Below are 23,930 nucleotides of genomic sequence, written 5' to 3'. Positions count from 1 at the left end.
GCGGTTGCCGTTGTTGGCGGCGGCGGTAAAGGTGAAACCAAGCAGGAGGGCGAAGAGGAGTACGAGCTTTTTCATGATGCAGTGTTTTTATGTGTGTAGTGTTGTTCTTGGTGAGTTTCATGAATAAGACGCACAGGGCTTACCGGTTTGTTACAGGTGATGGTGAAATTTTTTTGAAGTTATGTGTTTATGCAGCGATTAAAGGAACTGAATGAGTGATACAATACTATCGCCGCTCGTTTTTCGTTATATTAGCACTATGAAGTTGTTTCGTCGTTTACTTCCGTTTTTGATTGTGGCCGGAGTGGCCGGAACCTCGCTTTCGGGGTGTTTTTTATTTAAGCCCAAGAATAAGTGCGGTACCTGCCCCACGTTTACCGCCAAAAAGAAGAAGGTGAAACGCTAGTTGATTGTAAGTTATTGCTTGTTAGTGTTTTGCGATTTTTCTGAGATAAATCATCTTCCCTTAATATTCAGAAAATACCCTCTTTTAGGTAGTTTAACGGCGCAAGGGTGTTTTTACCTTTGTAAGGTAGTTATGCAATTCAACGCCGAACATCTTGACATGCTTGCTCCTGGTGAGCGTGCCGTGATAGAATCCTTTACCGACAAAGCACTTTCGCTCAAGCTTCTCGAAATGGGCTGTTCGCCCGGCGAGGAAGTGATGCTTGAAAAAGTGGCTCCGCTTGGCGATCCGATCGCCATTAACATTTCCGGCTACGTATTGAGTTTGCGTCGTTCCGAAGCGGCTACTGTGCGTATCCGCCGCATTAATTCCGTTGCCTGATGCCGGCTGCCGCAGCCTCTGTGTTGACCCGACGTATTGCGCTGGTTGGAAATCCCAACAGTGGTAAATCCACACTTTTTAACGCATTAACCGGCCTTCACCAGAAAACCGGCAACTTTCCCGGTGTTACGGTTGATAAAAAGCACGGCAATTTTCGCGTAAAATATCAGGGGCAGCTCGTTGAAGTAACCTGTATTGATTTGCCCGGCACCTACAGCCTTTATCCGAAATCGCTCGATGAGCGGGTGGCCTGTGAGGTACTCACGAATACCGAAAATCCTGATTTCCCCGATCTTACTGTTATTGTGGCTGATGCCACCAACCTCAAGCGGAGTCTTTATCTGGCTGGTCAGGTGATTGATCTGGGTCGCCCATGTGTGCTGGTGCTGAATATGATAGATGAGGCGGCCCGTAGCGGACTGCATATTGATGCTGCGCGTTTGAGTAACCGTCTGGGCATTCCGGTGCTTGCATTAAGTGCCCGTGAAAAAACGGGTATCGACGAACTTCGTCAGGCTATTGTCGCCCCGCTTATGCCACCGGCTTATCTTTTTTCCGATCTGGCCAGCGTAGTGCCCGATGTGGTAAAGCTGGTGCAGAAGGAATTTCCCGGACTTACCCATTATCAGGCCCTGCACAAAGCGCACCTGCTTTACAGCGAAGCTCATCCGTTGCAGGCCATTATGGATGCCGCCGGCTTTTCGCCCTCTGCCGCACAGGCCGAAGAAAGTTTGCACCGCCACGGCATCATCGGTCAGCATATTGCCGCCTGCACCGGCAGCCAGCCCGCTCGCCCTCCCTTCACCCGCAAACTCGATAAAATCCTCACACACCGCATTGGCGGCTATGTTATTTTCCTGCTGCTGCTGTTTGTGATGTTTCAATCCATCTTCTATCTCGCCGAATATCCGATGACGTGGATTGAAGAGGGGTTTGCCGCACTGCGCGGCTGGTGCAGTGACGTATTGCCCGCAGGCTGGCTCACCGATTTGTTCACCGAAGGTATTCTGGCCGGACTAAGCGGCGTAGTGGTGTTTGTGCCGCAAATTGCCCTGCTGTTTTTCTTTATCGCCATGCTCGAAGATTCGGGCTATATGGCGCGGGTGAGTTTTATTATGGATAAACTCATGCGCCGTTTTGGTCTGCATGGCCGTTCGGTTATTCCGCTCATCAGCGGTATGGCCTGTGCGGTGCCTGCCATCATGAGTACGCGCACCATCAGCAGCTGGAAAGAGCGCATCATTACCATAATGGTTACACCGCTCATGAGCTGCTCGGCACGCCTGCCGGTTTATACGCTGCTCATTGCACTCATTATTCCCGATGAAACTGTAGGTGGTATTTTTCACTTGCAGGCGCTTACGTTAATGGCCCTTTACCTGCTGGGCTTTTTCATGGCACTGGCGGCCGCATGGGTCATGAACCTGCTCATCAAAACCCGCGAACGAAGCTGGTTTATTATGGAAATGCCGGTGTATCGCATGCCCAAGTGGAGCAATGTGCTCTATGCCATTTACGAAAAGGTGCGCGTGTTTGTAATTGATGCAGGCAAAGTCATTCTCATAGTATCGGTAGTGCTTTGGTTTCTGGCTTCGTATGGCTACGGCGATACGTTTGCAAAAGCACGTGAACAGGAGGCCGCCATTGCCGCTCAGATAACAGCAGCCGAAGCGGCCGCCGCCACGCCCGATCAGCTCAATACACTCTATCAGGCCAAAGCCGCTGCCGCGTCACACAAACTCGAAGAATCATTTGCCGGGCAGCTGGGCAAATTCATCGAGCCGGTAATCCGCCCGCTTGGCTACGACTGGAAAATCGGTATTTCACTTATCACCTCGCTCGCCGCGCGCGAGGTTTTTGTAGGCACTATGGCCACCATTTACGGCGCCGGCGACGAAGAAAACGTGGAGCCGATACGCGAAATTATGCGCAAAGAGCGCGACCAGCTTACCGGCAAGCCTGTGTATTCGACTGCTACAGGCTTTTCGCTGCTCATTTTCTATGCTTTTGCCCTGCAATGTATCAGCACCATTGCCGTAGTGAAACGCGAAACAAACAGCTGGCTCTGGCCCGGTATTCAGTTTGTGTTTATGGGTGTGCTGGCCTACGCGGCAAGCTGGCTGGCTTATGTACTGCTGAGTTAAAACAACTGGTTTTTGTTTGACAGAAATCAGCGTTCTCGCCTAAAACAGCAAACACCACCTTGGTTTTAATGGCAAAAACAAAACCTGAATTGTATATTTCGGATGAATAATTTTTGCGTGCCATGAACACTCCGGTTTACGATTTCATCATTATTGGCGGTGGTCCTACCGGATCATCTGCGGCTACTTATTTGTGCTGGAAAGGTTATTCGGTGCTTGTGCTGGAAAAAGAAAAATTTCCGCGCCAGCATGTAGGCGAATCATTGCTGCCGTTTTGCTATCCGTTGTTTAAGGAACTTGGCGTGTTTGATGAAATGAAGCGCCGCTTTGTGCGCAAACCCGGTGCCCGTTTCTCAAGCCACGACGGGAAGCAGAGTTCCACCTGGTGTTTCCGCAATATTATTCACGATGAGAGCTATCTCTCATTTCACGTGGTGCGTGCAGATTTTGATAAAATGCTGCTTGATAATGCCGCTAAAAACGGCGCTGTGGTTATTGAGCAGGCCAAAGTAGAAAAGGTTGATCTGAATTTGCCCGACCGGCATGTCAATGTGTTTACCACCGAAGCCGACGGACAAACACATAGCTACGAAGGCAAGTTTCTGATTGATGCCAGCGGACAGGATACCTTTCTTGCGCGTCGCAGCGGCGATAAACATTCGTATCAGGAACTCGACCGTATTGCTTTTCTCACGCACTGGAAAGGCGCAAAATACACACAGGGCATTGATGTGGGCCTGCTGCAGATTGTGTATCTCGAACAGCACAAAAGCGGCTGGTTTGGTATTCAGCCCGTAGGCAAAGACCGCATCAGCGTGGGGCTTGTCATTAACCGCAAATACCTCAAAGAGCAGAAAGCAAAACTTACCGCCGCAGGGCATGAAGACTGGCAGCGGGCGTTGTATTTGCAGGAAGTAAATGAATGTGCGCTTACGCGCGATATTTTGACAGGCGCTCAAATTGCGCAGCCGCTCATTGCTGTGTCCGATTATTCGTACTACGCCGAAAAAACTTTTGGCGATAATTTCGTAATGCTTGGTGATTCAGGCAAATTCCTCGATCCTATTTTTGCCTCCGGTGTATATCTCGGTATGAACAGCAGCCGCATGTTTGCCGAGGCGCTTGATGTGCTGATGAAAGAAGGACGCGAAGCCGGCATGAAAGCCATGGAAGAGAAGAAAAAATACATCGACGGGGCATACAATCTCGTTGAGAAATTCATCAATATCTTCTACGATCCTGAATCATTCAACCTTGCCAACCTCAGCTCCACTTCAGAATCGAATTACGAAGGTTACCAAACCGCATTTTCACTTGTGCATTATCTGCTGGCCGGCGATTTCTTCAACAATTACGAGAAGTACAATGATTTCCTTGATATGCTGAAAAATCCCAAGCAGTTTGCCCGCTGGCGCAATCTGGTGGTGAACCGGCCCAACGTACACGAAAAAACCTGCGGAACTACTTACGAAGCCATTTTCGGTGATATTGATGATGCCTATGTGCATGCCACTTCAATAAATGGTGTGATGGCTTAAGCTGCCGCTAATTCAACTATTTTTGCGGCATGCGTAATTTGTTTTTCTTTGGCGTATTCCTGCTTGTGCTGGGTTTTGCTTCATGCGGCAAGAGCGGAAAACTGCGCGGCTGTGTGAAAGTAGATGGTAAATACGGTTATGTGGATGAAACCGGCAGTTTTGTGATAGATCCCGCTTACACGAATGCCTGGAGCTATATCAATGGCTCGGCGGTGGTGAAAAAAGACAATAAATACGGGCTTATTGATGTGGATGGCCGGGAAATTGTGGCTCCGCGCTGGGATTCGGTAATCCCTTTCAGTGTACAGTGTTTCATTACCGGCAGCAACGGACGTTTTGGCTTTGCGGCACACGGAACCGGAAAAGAAATTATTCCTGCACAATATGAACAGGTTTACTACTACACTGCCGATTTATGCGTAGTGCAGAAAGGCCGGGCACTTGGCGTGGTAAATGCAGCCGGCGAACTTGTTTGTCCGTTTGTATTGCAAGACCTCAGAGAAATGACGGGGCCGCTCGGGCTGGTGGTGAAACAGGATACCAGCAATGCCGAAGATATGCTGCTGGCACTGCTTCAGGGTGGCGAAAACAAACGCTTCGGACTCATTAACACAAAAGGTAAACTGGTGCTTGAGCCGGAATACAACGAAATTTTTACCAGTGAAAGCGGAAGCTGGTACTATCCGTTTCTACAAGATAGTTCGCAAAAGAAAATTGAGCCGGCACACAGCGAAGAGGAATTCGCGTTCGATGAGCATCATCCCGATGCCATGATTGGAACCTACGGCATTGTGGACAGCTCCGGCAAACTCATCGCGCAGCCGGTGTATGATCAGCAACCGGTTTACGGCGACGGTATGTTCCGCATTTCGCGAAACGGGAAATATGGATTTATTGATGCACAGGGCAAAGAAGTGGTGGCGCCGGTTTATGCCTATGCCACGCCGTTTCGCAACGGATGCGCTGCGGTTACTGCAAACGGTAAAAACATCATTATCGACAAAACAGGGAATACGATAGGCACTATTTCGGTGCCTGCTTCGGAAGTATTTAAGGCTTCCTGCGAGCGTATCCGTTTCAGAGCGCCCGACGGACGCTATGGTTACTGTGATAAATCAGGCCGGGTAGTGGTGGAGCCGCAATTTGAAGCCGCCGATGATTTTGTATTTAACCGCGCCATTGTGGAACAAAACGGCCGCTACGGACTCATTGACCGTAACGGAAAATGGGTGTCGGAGCCGCAGTGGCTTATCATTTACAGCCTCGGTGATGGCTTTTTCCATGTAAAGGAATTATCGAAAGACGCGGCTTCCGATTCATTGGCAAAGAGCATCGGTTATTTGCGCAATATTGCTAACAGCCGCGGAGCCGGTGGCGTAATTGATACCAATGGCAGAAGTATTTTGCCCGTAGTGTTTGATGAAATTTATCACCTTCAGCCAGGTTATTTTACGGTAGAGGCTGCAGGCTATACAGGTTGTTACAAAACAAACGGTCAACTCGTGTATAAACCGCTTTCGCTTTCCTACATTTATTTTTATCAGGGACGTACGGTTGTAAAGGAAGATAACGGCTCGGGCATTATTGACGAAACCGGCCGCTATATTGTGGCGCCGCAATATGACAGTATCGGATTGATGTTTAATGGCTACGCCGTAATGAGCCGTGGCGGGAGGTTTGGTTTAATAGACAGTACAGGAAATGTTGTCATTGCACCAAGTTACGACGAAGTACAGCCTTTGGTAAACGGCACTGCGGTATTTAAGCAAAAAGGTAAATTCGGTTATCTCACAGTAGCAGGCAAAGAACTTTTTGCTGCACGTTTTGATGAGGCCTCACCGCTGATTAATCCGATGCGCAAGACGCTTGATTAAAAGATGATCAGGCTTGAGCCACAGAAATAAATCCGGCAGGCACATGATCAGCCAGCCACGTGTCCTGATTGCCGTGGTAAAAATGTAATCCGGCGGCTTGTGCTTTTGCAGTGTCAATACAAAGCATGATCACGTGCGATGTACGTCGGTTTCCTACACGTTGGGCGGTTTCGCGTGTGGAAGAAAGATGCACGTATTGTCTGTTCATCGGCTTAAGTCCGTTCTGTTTTATTTGCTCCCAGGCCTGCTGATTTGTTCCATGCCAAAGTAATGCAGGCGGTGTAGCGGGTTGCTTTACAATGCGATCTTCGGTGCTGTGGCCATAAAGCGCACGCACTTGATCATCAGAAAACTCCCAGCGTTGCTTTTCAGCTTCTGCATTTAGTTTTTGCAATAGCCCGGCAGTAATTGCTTCGGGTAAATTTTTATGCCGCGCATTGATTGCACGCACAAGATCTTCTGTAAACACCCAGCCTTCGGGATCAAGCGTAAGCCCGAATTCTTCCGGTGCGTGACGAAGTGCATACGATACTTCTTTACTAATTGCAGTAAGCGTTTTCTTATCCATTATTCATAATCAATAATTCCGCAAGACCAGGAAAGGCCAACACCAAAGCCCGCCAGCAATACTTTCATTCCCGGTTTCAGGCGGCCTTCTTTTAGTGCCTCGGTAAGTGCTATGGGAATGGTGGCCTGCACGGTATTGCCAAAATCTTTCATGCAGTGCACAAATTTTTCTTCGGGTATCAGCAGTTTTTTTCGCAGTAATTCATTCAGAAATACATTGGGCTGATGGAATACAAAGAGGTCGATAGCTTCCCGGGTAATTCCGGCTTTCTGCAACGTTTCTTCAACCATTCCCGGCACAGTAGCCACAGTAAACCTGAATATTCCGAAACCATCCATTTGAAAACTGGCCGGGCTGGTTATGTTTCCAAATTCATCGGTATTTTCCTGAAATGAAGTTTCATTTAATGGGTTGCGCATCCCGCCATGAGGGACAATGATCTGATCGGCGCCACCACCATTGGTTCCGAAAGTAAACGGGCCGGTTTGCTTTTTGTCGGATGATGAAATTAATGTGGCAGAAGCTGCGTCGCCAAACAGAAAACGGTTGCCCCGATCCTGCGGATGAATTTTGTGTGTAAGTGATGATGCAGTGAGCAGCAGTACATTATTCAGCTGCATGGTTTCGAGCAGCGAAACGGCTGTAGCAATTCCATACACATAGGCACTGCAGCCTAATCCCATGTCGAATGCGCCGCAACGTGCAGATAATCCGAGCCGGTGCTGAAGCACGCAGGCCGTATTGGGAAGGTGATAGTCGTAATCAAACGAACAGTAGATCAGAAAATCAATCTTGTTGCGATCAATACTGTTTTCGCTGATTAGCCTTTCTGCTGCGGCAAAGGCAAGGTCTGACGATGTTTGTCCGGGCGGTGTGACATGTCTTTTTTCGACACCAATTTTTTCAAGCGTCTGAAGTTTGGCTTCGGGGAAATCGCGGGCGAAATCGGCATTGGTGTACGTCGTTTCGGGCAGATAATAAGTAAATGCAGCTACACGTGCGGGCATGGCTATACTTCAATTACCGGCATACAGGCAAAGCCGTGGGTGGATAAACTCATACTGCCCCAGCTCAGTCCTACGCCAAAGCCCGAAAGCAGCCAGCGTTGTGGTGTGGCCGATGCCTCTGCACATTTCGATACAATAGTAAGGGGGATGGAGGCCGAGCTTGTGTTGCCGAAATCATTTAACGAGTAGGGTGTTTTTTCGGCAGGGAATTTCAGTTTTTTGCGAATGGTTTCATTCATCAGCAAATTAGCCTGATGCATCACCAGCCAGTCGTGCGATTCGAGCGGATTGCCGCTTTGCGTACAAAGCTGCTGCATATTCGGCGGCGCTTCACGCACCGAAAAATTAAATACATCAAGTCCGTTCAGCCAAAGGTCGCGACGCGAGCGGATGATGCCGGGTTCAAACTCCTGCACATCATACATGCCGGCAGTGGGCGGATGCCGCAGTGCACCATCAGGAATGATTATGGTTTCCGCACCGGTGCCATCGCTCTGCAAATTGAAATGCACAGGCGCGGCATCACGGTTGTATTCCAGTGCTGTTGCCGTAGCGGCATCTCCAAAAAGCGGATACGTGCTTTTGTCGCGCGGGTTGGTGCCCGAAGTGGAAATATCACCTGCAATTACAAGCCCTTTGCGGAAACCGCCTGATTGCATCATCGACATCGCCACAGACATGGCATATACATAACCACTGCAACCGAGACCAATATCAAACGCTGCACAATACTGCGAAAGGCCCAAACGTTGCTGCAAAATTACCCCCGACGAAGGCAATACATAATCGCGCGATTGTGTAACGAGTACAAGCAAATCCACTTCGCTTCGGTTCCAGCCAAGGAAATCGAGCAGGCGGTTGCCGGCTATTTCAGCCAGATCAGTTAGTGTTTGACCCGGTGCCGCAATCCGGCGGTTGAGTATGCCGGTGGTTTTTACCAGCAGCTTTCGTTCGGCCTCGCTCACATAATCATAATCGAGGTTGCTTTCCGTGCAAGCAGGAACTGCAGCCGAAATACCAGAAATGCTTACGTGATGAGTAGTGAAAATAGCCATCGGGCTTAGTTCATACGGCTTTCAATAATGCGGTGCAAATCGGCAACAGTTACGCAGCTGCGCAGGTCGTTGCCACTCAGTGTTACATTATATTCCGTTTCGGCCAGTGCAATAATAATGAGTGCATGCATTGAACTCCATTCAGGGAGTTGACGGAATTGGGTATCAGGCTGAAGAACACCTTGCGGAAGTTCTTCAATTTCGTGTTCAATTTTGGCAATGAGTTCCTGAACTGAAGGCATAGAAAAGTGTGGTGAAATTGAAAAGTAAATATAACGAATTCCCCGGCTCAGCTGTACTTCAGCAACTGCATGGCTTTGGTGTGCCGCGCAAACAGCCGCGCATGGTCTTCCGCACTGAGCTGTGTTTTGCCTTCACCGGTTTTTCCTCTCCTGAAAAAAGGTTTCCCGCTTTTATCGCTGAATGAACTGCCATGTGTAGCTTCAAGTGTGCTGAGCCGTTCAAATGACGAGAGCGCCACGGCCTCAGCAATGTTGCGCTGTGCGGGTATGTTTAGAAACGCAATCAGTTTCTGAATTTCCGCCTCAGGGTTTTGCTGCAATTCTTCGTAACGCAGCAACAATATGCGCTGAGGCCGGGCCGCTGCAAATGCAATGGCCTTTTCCACATGCGCACTCCAGTTTCCGAACGGATGTAACGTATCAGCCACATCAATAAATTCTCCTAAACTCCCTTTATACACGCCAAGCGCCTTTTGGTAGTGATAATACGAAAGCATTACATCACGCACATCGCGCACCACATAAATGGTTTTCGGATAATGGTCAAAAAGGGGGTGATGTGTTTTCAGCAGTCTGGGTGAAAGTGCGGCATTGGCCATATCGTTTGCCATGTACACATCAGGCACAAGTTCGTCCACATTGCGCGGCGTAAGATCACTGCGGGTGGAATAAAGATGTGCAAGTATAAACCGCAGCCACGTATTCCCTGATTTGGGATAGGAGCAGAGAAATACATCATCGCTGCGTATTTCATCGAGATTTAGCCTGAATGCAGCCTCGTTGCCAAAGCCGAATTTCAGCAGCAGGGCGCGGAGGTACTGGCGTGGTGTGTGCGGCATGCTGCAAGATAAGCAGTTCGCACAAAAAAGATCCCTTCCCGGAACGGAAAGGGATCCTGATTAAGAAACGCATTGGTTTACAATCCGCGCTTGATGTCTGCAGAGCTGACTTTGAGCATTTCACTGTATTTCGCGGCTTTTTCGAGTACAACACCCATAGCTTCGGCATAGGTGTTAAGTCCAAGAGAAATACCGTCGATTACAATTCCGGCCATTTTTTCGTCGGTGAGTTCTTCTTTTTCGAGAAGATCTTCAAACATGCGAGGAGCAACCGGAGTGTTGTTTACCACACTTTGAATTACACCACCAAGCAGGCATTCGGTAAATGCTTCGGCACGCATAATTTTGTCATCAGTTACTTTCGACTCGTTACGTCCGCCTTTATCGGTGCGGGTATTGAGCCATGGGTTTACTTCTTTGAGTAATTCATGGCGCACTGTTTCGGGCAGTTCATTTACGAAAGTAACAACGGTTTGCATTACTTCAGCTTCGCCGAAAGTTTCGCTGATCATTTTTGCCGTTTCTGCGCCAACGCGGCGTATGTCGGCAATGGTTGCTTTTTCAATCGGGCGAAGTTCCCAGATGAGGGGGAATTTGTAGCGCAGCCAGTAAATCCAACGGTAGCGGAAGCATTTCTGAAGGTATTTCGGAGCCAGCCACAGGGCGATATTCCGGAAATACTTTTTAATGTCTTCGTACTCAGGAGTAGGTACGCCACCCACATAGAAACCATTGAGTCCGCTTCCGGTGCCATCGAGATTGATGTTCAGGAAGTGGTGCCATGTAGCATCCACACTTACCCGGCCAATATTGCCAGTGGCAAGATGTCCGTCGTAAGCGCAAATAGCACCGAAGCAGCGTGGGTTAACTTCGCCCGAATCGTTGGGGTTGCCGCCGCCGCCGGAGTATGAAATGGCGATCACATCGGGCGAAACGCGCTCTGAGGTGCTGCCGGCGAGGAACGGATATTCATCGAGTGAAGAACCGGGAAGGATGGGTTCGGTAAGATCGGCCGGTACAATGCAGGAGCCTTCGTGCATGTGATCGGGCAGAATGCGGATTGCGCCACCGGGTTTTTGCAGGAGCGGGTGAACGAAAATTCCACTTCCGCTGCTGTAAATTTTCGGAGTAATATTCTGCGGGAACTCGTCCGATTGTTCGTTCGACTGTACGCCGGGCGTACTGCCTGCTACAATTGTATCGTGACGGTCGGGCCCACTTACATCGGGAGCCTGCAAACGGTTCGGATCGCCTGCGGGGGTGTTGTAGTAATACCATTTGCGCATACTGCGTACGCGAGGCATTTCGGCACAGAAAAATGCACCCAGGTCTTCATGGTCGCCGGTTGCAAATACACCACCACCGGCATTCATGAAATTGGCTACAGCCTGAAGTTCTGCAGTAGGAAGAATACTGAAATCGCCGGCAACACCAAAAATCCAGACTTCATCATAATTGCTGGTATTGAATGTGGGGTCTGTGAAACGGAAATTCTGAATGTCTGCCGTAGGATCAGAATAATAACTCGCTTTTGTAATCTGGAATGTTACATTGGGGCGGCCGCTTGTATTTAATGCCTTTGTAATTACTTCACTCAAGCCAAAAGCATCTGTGGAGTAATCAATATAATCGGCAACAAAAAGAATGCGTACACGGCAGCGACGCCACCACCACCACCATTTGAAAATACCGTGCTCAAGCTCATGTGAAGCCGGTTCGGAAAGGACAAAAGACTGAGTAGCCGCATTGAGCGGCGAGTTCGAAATAGCCATGTTAATTGAAAATTAAATAGGTGAAACCAGAAACGTGTAAACGGCCGTAAACACTACGAAAATCGGGGCAATCAACCCCTTTTTCAAACTGCGCAGAATTAATTTCGTTATGGCAAATATACAATAGTATAGAGGCGATGTCAAGTAAATTAGCGTTTATATTTATAAACGGATCTGCTTTTATTGCGTTGTATATCAGCGCTTTGTATGTATGGGTTTATTCGGTTGAAAACGGATATTACCGTGCTTAATAAAGGTGCGCTATAAAACAAAACCGGCTGTTTCAGCATCTGAAACAGCCGGTTTTAAAAGCAATTGTTCTGCTTACTTCGCAATGTGAATTTCTACACGACGGTTGGCAAGGCTTTTCACGTTTTCCTTGTCCACCGGACGGGTAGAGCCAAAGCCTTCGGTGGTCATACGATCAGCAGCAATGCCCTTGTCTGTAAAATATTTCTTTACCGATTCGGCACGCTGTTTTGAAAGTGTCATGTTGTTTGCCGCGTTGCCCGAAGCATCTGTATGACCTTCGATGGCAATACGAAGTTCGGGGTGTGCTTTGAGCACGGTCACCCACTTATCGAGATCGGCATACGATTCTTTTTTGATAGTAGCCGAGCCGGTTTCAAAATTCAGGCCTTTCAGGTTAATGTTTGCCCCGCTCAGAATTTGCTCATAAAGCTCATCTTTGGGCTGATCGGGCACTACAGATGCAGCGCCGCCAGCTACATTCACGCCATCAATATAATAGTATGCGCGGCGCATGTTCAGTGCATTGTTCTGGCCGGTTACGTTTTTCTTTTCCATGCCCTTTTTAAAGCAGCCGATAATGATGTACATCTCACCACCTTTGGCAGTATAGGTGCCTTTGATCTCTGTCCAGCCGCCCGTGTTATCAGTCATGGCCGATGAGGAAATGTGCGGCTCCACATCGAGGTATGTGTTTTTCATGGCATTCATTTTCTCTTTCGAGATGTATGCGCCAAGACCAGATACTGCAAACGCACTTTTATCGGCCAAACTGGCCTGAAAAGAAATGCTGTAGGTTTTGCCTGCTTCGAGGGCACTCGAAAATTCGAGTTGTACATATTCGCTGTAGGCCTGATAACCGCTGCGGGTTTTAAGCTCGCCGCTCCAGATGCTGCTCCAGTCGGTCGCCTCGTCGCCATAATAGGCAATAATGCCGGCGTAATGCTGTCCTTCAAAAGCGGCCTGATTACCCATGAAATTTTCGCCGGTAGAAAGCGCCTGACCTTTGCAGGCTTTCGGACCGTAATAATCTACGGTTGTGTTATTGGCGCTGCTTGCCATTGTGGCACGGCCAATTTCGCCCCAGCCTTTGGGTTCGCGTTTGTTTTCTTCAAACGAACCGTTTTTAACTAAGTTTTGGGCGTTCAGGGCGGTAAATGTACCCAGAGCCAGTGTTGCAAGTGTGAGTGTAACTGTTCTCATGGTGTGATGTGTTAATTCTGGATGATACCGCAAAATTAGACGAACTATTCAAACAATCTATTTTTTATCGAAAAACGTATCATTCGGCATAGGTTATTTTAATACTGATATCACCCGAATTTACTGGCAATTTATGTTGTTAAGGTGCATAATTCAGTTTGTGTATTAGTTAACGAGTTTCATTGTAAAATCAGGTTTAAATTATTCCGGGTCGTTTCTCTGTAAACTCATTGTTCTATAAACTTTGGCAGTGTCATCAATCAAAGATCGTCAGTCGTTCAAAAAACGCAGGGCAGGACGTTTTCTGTATGGTAAAACTGCCTTAGATTTGAGGAACAGATTTAACGTCCCATTTCAAATCACAGACTTATGCCAATACGTATTGACCAGGACGGCAACGACAACGGCCCCAATTTCAATCCCGGTAACCGATCCGGATTTAACCGTGGCGGCGGTGGCGGCGGCGGTTTTGGCGGACTGGGCATTTTACTGATGTTCTTACCGCAGCTTATTCGCTTTTTCTTTCGCAATCCGAAAATCGGGCTGTTGGTGGTGGCGGCGCTGGTGATCTTCTGGTTCTTTAGCGGGCGCAGTTGCGGTGGCGGTTTACTCAACGCCAACAACTCGTCGTACAGCCGCGGGTGCGACATGAAGCGCGAAGTATATGCGCAGGCGGATGTGTATGAGCCGCTGGCCGATAACGTGAAAGATCCATTACCCGAACGTGTGTCGCTGCTTGAGTTTGCGCCTAAGCGTCTCAATCAGGGTAAACAGGGCTCTTGTGTGGCCTGGGCCAGCGCGTATGCTGCACGCACAATCCTTTACAGCCGCGCCACCGGGCAGGATCCCAATGGCACCAGCTTCAGCCCATCGTTTCTGTACAACCAGATTGCACTCGAAAACTGCCAGGGCTCATATCTGCAGCGCGCCATGGAGGCCATGCAGCAACGCGGCAGCCTTCCGCTTTCGCAATATCCGTATGATGAAAACACCTGCAGCCGCGAGCCCGATAATTCGCAGTTGCAGGCTGCACAGCTGTATAAAATTAAAGGAGCTTCACGCTTATCGAAAAACGACGGCAGCGGCGGCGACGATGATTACCGCGTAAACATGCTGGCCATTAAACAAAATCTGGCGCAGGGTGCACCCGTGGTGATCGGCATGCGCGTGGGCGGCACGTTTATGCGCAGCATGGAAGGTAAAGACGTGTGGATTCCTGCTAAGTCAGATTATGATGCCGCGTTCAGCAACGAGTTTGGCGGCCACGCCATGTGCGTTATCGGCTATGATGATTATATGAAAGGCGGCGCGTTTCAGATAATGAATTCCTGGGGGCAGGAATGGGGAAGCAATGGCGTGTGCTGGGTGCGCTACAATGATTTCGATTACTTTGTGGTAGAAGCGTATGGCTTGCATCCAATGGGTGCTGTAAATAAGCCGGCACCTTCAAGCCTCGACTGCCTCTTCGGTCTCGAAAATCAAACAACCAAAACAGCCATACCTTTTACAGCGCGCGGCAAATCGGGCAATGTAGGCGTGTACCGCACTTCAGCGCCCGTGGTTAAAGGTCAGTCGAAAGACCAGAAAGGCACGCCGTTTAAAATTCAGTTTACCAATAATGCCGAGTGCTACACCTACCTCATTGGTCTTGAAACCAACAACACCAGCTACGTGTTGTTTCCTTACACGCCTAAACATTCGCCCTACTGCGGCATTACCGGTAAACGGCTCTTCCCCAAAGACCACACGCTTTATCCCGACAACATCGGTACTCTCGACCAAATGGCCGTGCTCGTTACCAACGAGCCGATTGACTACAAAGCCATCAATCAGCAAATAAGCGCCGCCAAAGGCACCACGCTGGCCGATAAAATAAATGCGGCCCTCGGCAGCAAACTTACTTCTGCAGCCACGTTTACAGGCAGCAATGGAAATGTGCAACTCAGCAAACCCATTGGCGATGCAGGCTGGATGGCCGTGGTGCTGGAAATTGAAAAACGTTAAAATTAAATGAACGTAATGGAGGCGGACAAATGCTGTTCGCCTCTTTTGTATTTTTAGGTGTATGAAAAGCCGGTTGTTTTTAGTGCTGATTATTTTATCCGGAACAGTTCCAGCGTTTGGTTGTTCCTGCATCGGGCGTGAAAGTGTGAGCCAGGCGTATGCTTCCACAGCGTTGATTTTTTCGGGAAAAGTGCTGGCCGATTCTGTGGTAAAAATTGAATCGAAAGAAATGCCGGGTGCTTACTATTCACAAAAGCATTATCGCTTTTCAGTTACACACACCTACAAAGGCCGCAGCATGAGCACAGTGGCCATTGAAACCGGCATGGGCGGCGGCGATTGCGGTTACAGGTTTGAACTGAATAAAGAATACATCGTTTACGCCAGTCTGAAAAACGATTCGCTGCGCATTTATTCCACAACCATCTGCACACGTACAGCCGAATTTTCAATTCACGAAGATCTTTCCCTGCTTAAACTTTCACAGAAGAAATCAACTCAGCAAACACCGCTTTACCTGCAAAAGGAATTCGGCAGCAATCCCGGCAACCTGCGCATGTATTACTACTTGCCCGACTCGCTGAAGCAGCAGAAAATGGTGGTGGTGCTGCACGGCTGCTCGCAAAGCGCCCGCAGCTGTGCCGAACAAACCGGCTGGCACGATCTTGCCAAAGCAGATGGCTTCGCGCTGCTTTTTCCGGAGCAGGATTTATTAAACAACGTAAGCAACTGTTTCAACTGGTTCAATGCCGACGATCAGGACACTGCATCGGGCGAGGCGGCTTCTATCCGCAACATGATGTGGTGGATGAAACAACGCTACGGCATTGAACAAATTTATGTTACCGGTTTATCGGCCGGTGCCGCCATGGCCAATATTCTGATGGTGAATTTTCCGGAGCTGATAAGTAAAGGCGCCTTGTTTGCAGGCGGGCCTTACGGTGCGGCAAAGAACGTGGGCGAAGCGCCAAAAGCAATGGCCGGAAACGTAAATAAAACACCCGCCGAATGGGCTGCACTGGCACACGCGGCTCGTCCGGGCTACACCGGCAAGTATCCGCAGGCCGCCATTTTTCAGGGTGAAGGTGATTATACGGTAAACAAACAAAATGCAACCGAACTCATGAAGCAATGGACGGCACTGCACAATACCGATACGCTTGCTGAAAATGAATTGGAGCGTCCTTTCGTCAGTCAGCATCCACGTATCAAAGAGTTTGCCTATGCCGATTCAACCGGTCAGTTTCCCGTGCTTGTGTTTATGATTTCACGTTTAGGCCATGCACTGCCTGTTGATCCGAATGGCAAAACAGTAAAAGGCGGCAAAACCGGTTTCTTTGCTACCGATATCGACTTCCATTCCACGGCATGGGTTGCGGAATGGTTTGGTTTAATGTAATTATCCGTTATCGCATTTCATCCCGCACCTCCATCAACGCAAATCCCAATAAATTTTCACCCCGCCACGTAAACGGATTTTTTGCTTTCGGATTTTCACGTCCCAGTCCAATTCCCCAGATTGCATCCATCGGACTGGCTTCCACAATTACTTTACTGCCGGTTTGAAGCAGGTAAGCCTTCATATCAGCATGTTGCGAGAACTTGAGCACATTGCCTTCCTTCACTAACTCATACTTTACTTTATCCCACGTATCGGGATCAAAGTTTTTTATTTCTCGTCCCAGTTTCTTTGCTTCTGCAGGCGATCCGGTTTCAAACATACGTTGCAGTATTTCCGCATCATCAAAGGTGCGGGCTTTGCCGGCCATCATCCAGTGTTCGGCAGTTGGGTAGGTGAGACCTTCGTGTACAAACGGAGCCGGATACCACTGGCTGAAGCAGGTTTCGGTAAGAGGCGTATGGATTTTATGCCCCCAGAAATAAAAATATTCAAACAGTTTTCCTTTGTGAATTTCTTCTTTAAGGAGCGGGAGAGAATATTTCATCAGACATAAATTTATATCAGTCCCCGCGCTTTCAGTTCGAGGTATTTATTGATGGTGTTTACGGTGAGATTCTGCGGAGCAGTATAAACAGCGTGAATACCGTACTGTTCAAGTTCCTTTACAATGAGTTTCTTTTCCCAAGTAAATTTCTCGGCTACGGTTTTGTAATAAATTTCCTGCACACTTACCGGACGTTCGTCGAGGAAAGTGCGTAGCTCGGTATTCTCAAAAAAGATGACTACTAAGAGGTGATCTTTTGCAAGGCGGCGCAGGTATTTAAGCTGGCGCTGCATACTGCTCAGGCTTTCGAAATTGGTGAAAAGCAGGAGCAGACTGCGTTGGGTGAGGCGCTGTTTTACGCTCATGTACAGGCGCTCGTAATCGCTTTCGAGATAACCGGTTTTGGCGCCATAAAGCAGCTCCATAATTTTGTAAAGCTGCAGGCCCCGCCGTTCGGGCGGCAGCATCTGGTGTATTTTATGCGAGAAGGTCACAATGCCGGCCTTGTCGTATTTCTGCATGGCAATGTTTGAGATAACCAGGCTCGCATTAATGGAATAGTCGAGCAGGGTCATTTCCTCAAACGGCATTTTCATTACGCGGCCCATGTCGATGAGTGACACCACCTGCTGCGATTTCTCGTCCTGATAGGTGTTCACCATGAGCCTGTTTCGCCGGGCCGATGCTTTCCAGTTAACCGTGCGCGGATCGTCGCCGGGCACATAGTCTTTGATCTGGTCGAACTCGTTGTTTTGCCCCCGGCGGCGTATTTTTTTGATACCCGCTTCGGTAAGCCGGTTTGAAATGGCCAGCAGCTCAAAACGGCGCATTTGAATGAACGACGGATATACAGGTACGTTCTGTTCCTGTGCAAAACGAAAGCGCCGTTCAACCAGTCGTAACACGGTAGCCACGTACACGTTCACTGCGCCAAAGCGGTATTCGCCGCGTTTCACCGGGCGTACCTTATAAGTGAGTTCACGTGCGGCGCGGGGCATGAGCATGAAATCAAAGCTCAGGTCGCGCGCCTGAAACTGCACAGGCAACTCATCTACCACCTTGCAGTGCATGGGCATGGGGAAGCGGCTTTCGATTACAATTTTTACATCGTTGTAATCGCCGTTCGAGAGTTTGTCCATGGTAATGCGCCGCGCTGCAATGCCCTGCTTTACACTCCAGGCAAGTATGCAGTCGAACACCAGCACGGCCGGAATGGCAAGCAGTACAATCTTCGCCACGGGCAGCAGTACGGGGTAGAAATACCCCAGCATGGCCAGCACAGCCAGTGCAAAGCACAACGCAAAAAAGCGCTGTGTGAGGTAAAACGACCGGAGGAAGCGAAGCATGAACACGTGCGTGGCGTTTAAATATTAGCGCGGAATTTCTACCTGCTGAATGAGCTGCATTACTACTTCGCGGGCGGTAGCACCTTCCATTTCCTTTTCAGGCGTTAGCATTACACGGTGCTGCAACACCGGCACGGCCACGGTGCGTATGTCATCGGGTGTTACAAAGTCGCGCCCCTGCATGGCGGCCATTGCTTTAGAGGCTGTAAGAATAGCCAGCGAAGCACGCGGCGAAGCACCGAGGTAAAGCGAGCTGTTGTTGCGCGTGCGGTTTACAATTTGTGCGATATAGTGAATCAGGTTCGGCTCTACATGCAGGCCGAATACCTTTTCGCGCAGGCTTTGCAGCTGCTGCGCACTCAGCACATGACGAACACTGTTGAGGTCGATTACATTTTTGCGGTTATGGAAATCGGCAATGATGCGTGTTTCGTGTTCCAGTGAGGGATAATCAATTTCAATCTTAAACAGAAAACGGTCAAGCTGTGCTTCAGGCAAACGGTATGTACCTTCCTGTTCTACCGGGTTTTGTGTGGCCACCACCAGAAACGGACGTTCCAGTATGTACGTATGCCCGTCGATGGTTACCTGCCGTTCTTCCATAGCCTCAAACAACGCCGATTGTGTTTTGGCCGGAGCCCGGTTAATCTCGTCGATGAGCACAATATTGCTGAAAATGGGGCCGCGACGGAATTCAAACTCCTGTGTTTTTACATTATATACACTGGTGCCGGTTACATCGCTCGGCATAAGGTCTGGTGTAAACTGTATGCGCGAAAAGCCCACCGAAACCGTGCGTGCCAGCAGCTTTGCGGTAAGCGTTTTTGCTACGCCGGGCACACCCTCAAGCAGTACATGCCCGTCGGCCAGCAGTGCGCAAATGAGCAGATCAACCACGCGGTCCTGCCCTACAATTATGCGACCAATCTCGGCGCGCACGTCGGCCACAGCCTGCTGAAGATCGGCAAGCGGTAGGCGGCTCTGGAAAAACGGATTCGGCGTTTGTTCGTTCATGGTAGGTGAATTGTAAATGTGATTATCGTTTGCTGTTTTGATTGAAATCCCAGATATGCTGTTCCAGCCTGCGAAGTTCGCCGCTGCCATTTCCGTTGGTATGACGCAAACGGTCTATCAGCTGAAACAGTTCCATTACCTGCGTATAAGAAACTCCGCTTTGTCCGGAAACCTTTTGCAGAAATGGCTCGTCGAAAACGGTAGTCTGCACATAAAACCGCGCGCGCACCGATTCAAGGAAGTAACTTATTTTTTTGTTGATGATGTCCTGTGTGTTGCCTTCGCGATAGTAAAGCGTACCAATGGTTTCCACAAAAGCAAGGGTTGAGTTCTGCAACGGCTTCACTTCAGGCACCGGACGCTGACGGCGTTTGCCGCCAAACAGCAGCAGCAGAACGCCTGTGCCAATGAGTATGTAATACGTAAGTTTCAAAGCCGGCTCCGACATCAGGTAGCGGCGTGAATCCTGTACTTCGCGCAAACCGTCTTTGTATTTTTCATCCCAGAATGTTTTGCGCACGGGCATGTACGAAATAGCCGCAAAAGAATAGGTTGCTGTAGCTTTGTCTGCCAGGTAATAGTTCGTGAACGCGCGCGGAAGCGTATTGAGCAGAAACTCTCCTTTGCCCCATTTGATGCGGATGAAATTCACTTTCCCTTCTCCGTCCTTACCCAGCGAAATGGTATTCGCCGGATTGGCAAAACGGAAATAACGGTAGTCATATTCCTTGTCGAAATTATAGCCTTTCGGATGTTTCAGCTTTGGATTAATGAAATTTACGCCGCGCAGTGTGTCTCCTTTGGGTTGGTTGTCGAAGGTTTCAAAATCATTATCCTCATCAAAAACCTTATCCTCTTCGTAAGCATTGGCAGTTCGGAATTTCAGCGAGTCTTCAAGCAATCCGAATTCGCCCGCTGCAATAAATACTGATCCGCCGCTTTGAGCAAACTTACAGAGGTAATTTACATCCGAAAAGGTGGGCGAAAAAGCTGTGTTAATAATGATATAATTGGCAGGCGGGATGTTATTTTTCCGAAAATGATCAGTAAGTGTGGCGCGCACCGTACTCACTTCATTATTGAAAAGCTCGTCGGTATATTCTCTGAAAATTTTACATCCCCAGGGCTGACGTTCCTCAGCTGTGAAAAAGTCCTTCCACGAATACTGGCGTTCGGCAGTACGGCTGGAGAGCATCACCAGCACCGCCACCGCAATACCAAAGAGGAGGAACAAAAACCAGCTTCGTTTCAGCATTTAGTCGAGGTTGCGGTTAAGTTCACGAAACTGTTCTTCGGCACGTTCGTAATCGCCGGCATTAATTGCCCGTTCGCCATACCACACAAAATCATACACGCGGCTGGCATCGCCGAACTTCTGCTGCATGGGTTTGCCGCTGAGTTCGTAATAATAATCCATATTGGTTTTTTCAGGCCGCCAGTGCAGCAGTTCGCGGTCGGTCAGATTTTTCAATGTGTTTAAAAACCAGAGCCGCACGGCGTACCGGTAATCACCCCGGTCACGGGCAGCAGCAATCTGCGTTTCATAGTTAATGGCATGAATATCCACATCCTCCACACTGGCATCAATTTCTTCTTCTTCCTTGATTTTTCCGCTGAATATTTTGCCCGCGGCCCCGCTTTTTATGGCGCGTATCAATCCCCACACCAACAAGCCCACCGCTATTGCCAGCAGCAGATAATTGAGTGCCTGCAGTCCGTTCGATGTTCGCTCAATCGTATTCCCGTTAATCGAATTCGGATCAATCTGATCATCATTCCCCCTGTCAAAAAGCGAGCGCAGCAACCGGTCGAAAAAAGTCTCCTCTTCAAGTCCGCGCTTGCGTTCGTAGCGGTAATAATCGTCGTTGTAATACTGTTGTTGTTTGGCCGCATCGGGCTCACGCATTTGTACAAACGAACTGTCGCCGGGCAAACTGTCGGTTGACGCTGCAGGCAGCCACAGCGGCACTGCACTCAGCAGCCACACACAAAGCATTGTGCGCATAAACTTAGTAGCTGAGTTCCACATCATCGTTGCCGGTTGTTTTACCGATTTTATCCAGTTGTTCGCTGATGGTATAGCCATAGCGAAACTCTTTAATACTGTAGTAATGTAAGCCCACGGCCACACAAAACACACAGTTTACAAGTGTGCGCGCAAAATTACTGAGTACTTCGAGCAGCGTGTTTACCAGTTTCTGGGTCAGTTCATCAAACGAGGCATTTAGTCCAAACATTTCCAGTATCTGCATGCCAAATGAAGAGGTGATGGTGATAAGATAGCCCACCACCATAAGTAATGCCCACATGCAAAACATGATAGCCCACGTACGCCACCACTGCCCCGACATTACTTCGCCAGCCAGTTTAAACGAATCAAACATACCCGGCCGTTTGGCATTTACACCGGGGTGCACGGTTGAACCGCGTGCCATGAAAACAGAAAATACATAATTCCAGAACGGGAATCGCAGCAGCATGTAGCCTATTGCGCTGAAGAAAATAATGAGTGCCGCCATCGATGCCGAGGTGGATGAAATCCAGAAAAGGATGGCTATAATGCTAATGCCAAGCGCCGTACACAGCACAAAGAGCAAAACGAAATGAACAATTCCGGTCAGAAAATCTGCCCGTATGCTTTGTGATACATCAGCCACGGTAAATTTCGAGGAGCCCTTTTCGCGGCAAACTTTCAGAAAGTGCGAAATCACCCACGCCGCAAACAAGCCATTAAACAATGTGCGCGATTGTCCGATTAAACTGGCGAAACCGAGGTATGAGCCAACGTGCTCGTATTCCCAAAACTCTTTTCCTTCAAAAAGATAGTTTACATAATACACGCTCAATGTAGTGGTAATAAGTACCACCGGCCCGATGATAAGCACCAGCACACCGAGAAATGCACCGAGGTTTTCGCGCAGTATGCGCTTGGTGTCGTTAAACACGCCGCCAAACGAACGCACACGCTCCAGCCTGAATGCTCCTTTGCTACTGCTCATAACCGGCACGTTTATGTTTACTTAATCGGCGTATGGTAAGGTCGTTTTCTTCTTTGGTGGTGCGGTTACGTATGGCAAGGGTCAGCATTAATGCCCCAAGTCCTTCGCAGAGAATAAAGAAAACATAGGTAAACAGTTCTGCTGTTTGCCCAAGTGCAAAATGCATCACAATGGCCAGCACGGGCAGCAGAATAAGCAGGCTGGCAATGGAAATGAGCAGAATAAAGCGTGAGTTGCTTTGCAGGATATACAGTCTGGCAGACGCCATTCGGCCTTTAGGTGCTTCTTCGCCCTGATCGGCCATTACACGGCCCAGTTTGTGCTGCTGGTGGCCCAGAATAAGCGGCCACACCACAAAGTACCCCACCATCATAAACAGCGAAAGTGCAATGATGAGCATACGCATTACATCGTGCATGCCCGTGAAACGGGTTACAAAACCTTCAAAGAAAGCGGCGAGAAAGAAAAACGGAATCAGGCCAAAGCCTATTTTCAACGCCTCGCGCGAGGAGTGTAAAAACGCTTTGCTGCGTGGCCACGCGCCCGGGAACCAAAGTCCGCGGCCAAATGCAAGCCCCGCCGCACCCGCCACCACAATGCAGAAAATTTCAATGGTGCCGTGAATCCATACCGTAAGCATGGCCTCGTGGTAAAAACCCTCGCTGCTCAGGAAATACATAAATGCACCCAGCATTACGCCGTTTTTAAATTGGAGAAAGCCTACGCCAATCCAGCCAAGCAAACCAGCCACCACACAATACAGCGCCACACGTGCATTGTTCAGCGCAATGCCAAGAAACATCACAAACTGATTTTCGTCTTTATATACACCCAGCGGATCGCCCTTGCTCATGTTGTCGAGCGTCATGTCCACATACTGATCGCCAAGAATCAGACGCACAAAACCTTCGTCGTGGCTGGCCGAAATAATGCCCACCCATACTGAAAGCCCGAAAATGAGAAAGGTGATAAACAGGTTGCGCAGGTTTTTGCGCATGATCAGCGGAATTTCTTCCGACCAAAAGCTCAGCAGGCGGCTGCGACGCTCGCGCTTGTTTTTGTATATAAGCAGATAGGCGCGCGCCGCAAGGTCATTCAGGTATTTCTCAGTTGAAGAACCGGGATAATAGGTGCGCGCCCAGGATAAATCATCGGTAATCCGCACAAACAAATCGGCCAGCGCATCGGGTTCATGCGCGTTCTGCTGCTTTTCGTCAAGCATTTGCTCAAAACGAAGCCAGAGCTGATGATTTTCCTGAAGAAAGCGTATTTCTTTCATTTGGGCGGGTTAGTGCAGCGATGCGCATTAAAAATATAAAACGCCAGCCATACGCACGAAGATA

The 23,930-nt window shown here is 49.0% G+C and carries 21 protein-coding genes; 7 read left to right on the top strand and 14 right to left on the bottom strand.

The features are described from left to right. Positions 1-259 precede the first annotated feature (259 nt). The 5 genes from IM638_07275 (at position 260) to IM638_07255 (ending at position 6,343) form a co-directional block, all read left to right on the top strand. Positions 260-406: a hypothetical protein gene (locus IM638_07275; protein ID MCA6362824.1), complete on the top strand. Its 147-nt coding sequence runs from the start codon at positions 260-262 to the stop codon at positions 404-406. Between the two features lie 159 nt (positions 407-565). Further along, complete coding sequence (locus tag IM638_07270) at positions 566-787, top strand: ferrous iron transport protein A (GenBank protein MCA6362823.1); 222 nt, start codon at positions 566-568, stop codon at positions 785-787. Beyond that, positions 787-2,931, top strand: coding sequence for a ferrous iron transport protein B (gene feoB / locus IM638_07265; protein ID MCA6362822.1), 2,145 nt, complete (start codon positions 787-789; stop codon positions 2,929-2,931). Before IM638_07270 ends, feoB begins: the two co-directional genes overlap by 1 nt. A gap of 122 nt (positions 2,932-3,053) precedes the next feature. Continuing rightward, on the top strand, positions 3,054-4,469 hold the full coding sequence (locus IM638_07260; protein MCA6362821.1) for a tryptophan 7-halogenase: 1,416 nt from the start codon (positions 3,054-3,056) through the stop codon (positions 4,467-4,469). A gap of 29 nt (positions 4,470-4,498) precedes the next feature. Further along, a complete protein-coding gene (locus tag IM638_07255; protein MCA6362820.1) occupies positions 4,499-6,343 on the top strand; it encodes a WG repeat-containing protein in 1,845 nt (614 codons plus the stop codon). A gap of 7 nt (positions 6,344-6,350) precedes the next feature. On the opposite strand, the gene IM638_07250 is transcribed toward IM638_07255, so the two are convergent. The 7 genes from IM638_07250 to IM638_07220 all read right to left on the bottom strand — a co-directional run bounded on the left by IM638_07250 (position 6,351) and on the right by IM638_07220 (position 13,278). After that, complete coding sequence (locus IM638_07250; protein MCA6362819.1) at positions 6,351-6,911, bottom strand: RNA 2'-phosphotransferase; 561 nt, start codon at positions 6,909-6,911, stop codon at positions 6,351-6,353. Next, on the bottom strand, positions 6,911-7,918 hold the full coding sequence (locus IM638_07245; protein ID MCA6362818.1) for a ketoacyl-ACP synthase III: 1,008 nt from the start codon (positions 7,916-7,918) through the stop codon (positions 6,911-6,913). The genes IM638_07250 and IM638_07245 overlap by 1 nt, the downstream gene beginning before the upstream one ends. Positions 7,919-7,920: 2 nt before the next feature. Next, positions 7,921-8,973 (bottom strand): ketoacyl-ACP synthase III, encoded by a 1,053-nt coding sequence (locus tag IM638_07240; GenBank protein ID MCA6362817.1) that lies wholly within the window; start codon positions 8,971-8,973, stop codon positions 7,921-7,923. 5 nt (positions 8,974-8,978) lie between these two features. Next, on the bottom strand, positions 8,979-9,215 hold the full coding sequence (locus tag IM638_07235; protein MCA6362816.1) for an acyl carrier protein: 237 nt from the start codon (positions 9,213-9,215) through the stop codon (positions 8,979-8,981). A gap of 47 nt (positions 9,216-9,262) precedes the next feature. Beyond that, positions 9,263-10,054 (bottom strand): sulfotransferase domain-containing protein, encoded by a 792-nt coding sequence (locus IM638_07230; GenBank protein MCA6362815.1) that lies wholly within the window; start codon positions 10,052-10,054, stop codon positions 9,263-9,265. A gap of 77 nt (positions 10,055-10,131) precedes the next feature. Next, positions 10,132-11,826 carry a hypothetical protein gene (locus IM638_07225; protein MCA6362814.1) on the bottom strand — a complete coding sequence of 565 codons (1,695 nt, stop codon included), beginning with the start codon at positions 11,824-11,826 and terminating at the stop codon, positions 10,132-10,134. A gap of 324 nt (positions 11,827-12,150) precedes the next feature. Next, positions 12,151-13,278, bottom strand: a complete 1,128-nt coding sequence (locus tag IM638_07220; GenBank protein ID MCA6362813.1) for an OmpA family protein — start codon at positions 13,276-13,278, stop codon at positions 12,151-12,153. Positions 13,279-13,647: 369 nt separating this feature from the next. On the opposite strand from IM638_07220, the gene IM638_07215 reads away from it, so the two are divergent. Both IM638_07215 and IM638_07210 read left to right on the top strand, forming a co-directional pair. Further along, positions 13,648-15,282 carry a C1 family peptidase gene (locus tag IM638_07215; GenBank protein MCA6362812.1) on the top strand — a complete coding sequence of 545 codons (1,635 nt, stop codon included), beginning with the start codon at positions 13,648-13,650 and terminating at the stop codon, positions 15,280-15,282. Positions 15,283-15,343: 61 nt separating this feature from the next. Then, positions 15,344-16,681, top strand: a complete 1,338-nt coding sequence (locus tag IM638_07210; GenBank protein MCA6362811.1) for a PHB depolymerase family esterase — start codon at positions 15,344-15,346, stop codon at positions 16,679-16,681. Positions 16,682-16,688: 7 nt separating this feature from the next. Here the strand turns inward: IM638_07210 and IM638_07205 are convergent, their stop codons facing one another. From IM638_07205 to IM638_07175, 7 genes are read right to left on the bottom strand one after another with little or no spacing between them, the layout of a single operon-like run. Then, entirely contained in the window at positions 16,689-17,228 is a 540-nt protein-coding gene (locus IM638_07205) for an NADAR family protein (protein ID MCA6362810.1), read from the bottom strand. Between the two features lie 11 nt (positions 17,229-17,239). Further along, positions 17,240-18,574 (bottom strand): DUF58 domain-containing protein, encoded by a 1,335-nt coding sequence (locus IM638_07200; GenBank protein MCA6362809.1) that lies wholly within the window; start codon positions 18,572-18,574, stop codon positions 17,240-17,242. A 24-nt stretch (positions 18,575-18,598) separates the two neighbouring features. Then, on the bottom strand, positions 18,599-19,588 hold the full coding sequence (locus tag IM638_07195; GenBank protein MCA6362808.1) for a MoxR family ATPase: 990 nt from the start codon (positions 19,586-19,588) through the stop codon (positions 18,599-18,601). Positions 19,589-19,610: 22 nt separating this feature from the next. Beyond that, positions 19,611-20,843: a hypothetical protein gene (locus IM638_07190; GenBank protein ID MCA6362807.1), complete on the bottom strand. Its 1,233-nt coding sequence runs from the start codon at positions 20,841-20,843 to the stop codon at positions 19,611-19,613. Then, positions 20,844-21,620 carry a DUF4129 domain-containing protein gene (locus tag IM638_07185; GenBank protein MCA6362806.1) on the bottom strand — a complete coding sequence of 259 codons (777 nt, stop codon included), beginning with the start codon at positions 21,618-21,620 and terminating at the stop codon, positions 20,844-20,846. Next, positions 21,598-22,587 carry a hypothetical protein gene (locus IM638_07180; protein MCA6362805.1) on the bottom strand — a complete coding sequence of 330 codons (990 nt, stop codon included), beginning with the start codon at positions 22,585-22,587 and terminating at the stop codon, positions 21,598-21,600. The genes IM638_07185 and IM638_07180 overlap by 23 nt, the downstream gene beginning before the upstream one ends. Next, entirely contained in the window at positions 22,577-23,866 is a 1,290-nt protein-coding gene (locus IM638_07175) for a stage II sporulation protein M (GenBank protein ID MCA6362804.1), read from the bottom strand. Before IM638_07175 ends, IM638_07180 begins: the two co-directional genes overlap by 11 nt. Positions 23,867-23,930 lie beyond the last annotated feature (64 nt).

Source organism: Bacteroidota bacterium, assembly GCA_020402865.1.
GTDB lineage: Bacteria > Bacteroidota > Bacteroidia > Palsa-965 > Palsa-965.
This window is presented reverse-complemented; position numbering and strand designations above follow the sequence as displayed.

Excerpts from the sequence above, each read along its gene's own strand:
- IM638_07275 (MCA6362824.1), top strand. The coding sequence starts at position 260 with ATGAAGTTGTTTCGTCGTTTACTTCCGTTTTTGATTGTGGCCGGAGTG.
- IM638_07270 (MCA6362823.1), top strand. The coding sequence starts at position 566 with ATGCTTGCTCCTGGTGAGCGTGCCGTGATAGAATCCTTTACCGACAAA.
- feoB (MCA6362822.1), top strand. The coding sequence starts at position 787 with ATGCCGGCTGCCGCAGCCTCTGTGTTGACCCGACGTATTGCGCTGGTT.
- IM638_07260 (MCA6362821.1), top strand. The coding sequence starts at position 3,054 with ATGAACACTCCGGTTTACGATTTCATCATTATTGGCGGTGGTCCTACC.
- IM638_07255 (MCA6362820.1), top strand. The coding sequence starts at position 4,499 with ATGCGTAATTTGTTTTTCTTTGGCGTATTCCTGCTTGTGCTGGGTTTT.
- IM638_07250 (MCA6362819.1), bottom strand. The coding sequence starts at position 6,911 with ATGGATAAGAAAACGCTTACTGCAATTAGTAAAGAAGTATCGTATGCA.
- IM638_07245 (MCA6362818.1), bottom strand. The coding sequence starts at position 7,918 with ATGCCCGCACGTGTAGCTGCATTTACTTATTATCTGCCCGAAACGACG.
- IM638_07240 (MCA6362817.1), bottom strand. The coding sequence starts at position 8,973 with ATGGCTATTTTCACTACTCATCACGTAAGCATTTCTGGTATTTCGGCT.
- IM638_07235 (MCA6362816.1), bottom strand. The coding sequence starts at position 9,215 with ATGCCTTCAGTTCAGGAACTCATTGCCAAAATTGAACACGAAATTGAA.
- IM638_07230 (MCA6362815.1), bottom strand. The coding sequence starts at position 10,054 with ATGCCGCACACACCACGCCAGTACCTCCGCGCCCTGCTGCTGAAATTC.
- IM638_07225 (MCA6362814.1), bottom strand. The coding sequence starts at position 11,826 with ATGGCTATTTCGAACTCGCCGCTCAATGCGGCTACTCAGTCTTTTGTC.
- IM638_07220 (MCA6362813.1), bottom strand. The coding sequence starts at position 13,278 with ATGAGAACAGTTACACTCACACTTGCAACACTGGCTCTGGGTACATTT.
- IM638_07215 (MCA6362812.1), top strand. The coding sequence starts at position 13,648 with ATGCCAATACGTATTGACCAGGACGGCAACGACAACGGCCCCAATTTC.
- IM638_07210 (MCA6362811.1), top strand. The coding sequence starts at position 15,344 with ATGAAAAGCCGGTTGTTTTTAGTGCTGATTATTTTATCCGGAACAGTT.
- IM638_07205 (MCA6362810.1), bottom strand. The coding sequence starts at position 17,228 with ATGAAATATTCTCTCCCGCTCCTTAAAGAAGAAATTCACAAAGGAAAA.
- IM638_07200 (MCA6362809.1), bottom strand. The coding sequence starts at position 18,574 with ATGCTTCGCTTCCTCCGGTCGTTTTACCTCACACAGCGCTTTTTTGCG.
- IM638_07195 (MCA6362808.1), bottom strand. The coding sequence starts at position 19,588 with ATGAACGAACAAACGCCGAATCCGTTTTTCCAGAGCCGCCTACCGCTT.
- IM638_07190 (MCA6362807.1), bottom strand. The coding sequence starts at position 20,843 with ATGCTGAAACGAAGCTGGTTTTTGTTCCTCCTCTTTGGTATTGCGGTG.
- IM638_07185 (MCA6362806.1), bottom strand. The coding sequence starts at position 21,620 with ATGATGTGGAACTCAGCTACTAAGTTTATGCGCACAATGCTTTGTGTG.
- IM638_07180 (MCA6362805.1), bottom strand. The coding sequence starts at position 22,587 with ATGAGCAGTAGCAAAGGAGCATTCAGGCTGGAGCGTGTGCGTTCGTTT.
- IM638_07175 (MCA6362804.1), bottom strand. The coding sequence starts at position 23,866 with ATGAAAGAAATACGCTTTCTTCAGGAAAATCATCAGCTCTGGCTTCGT.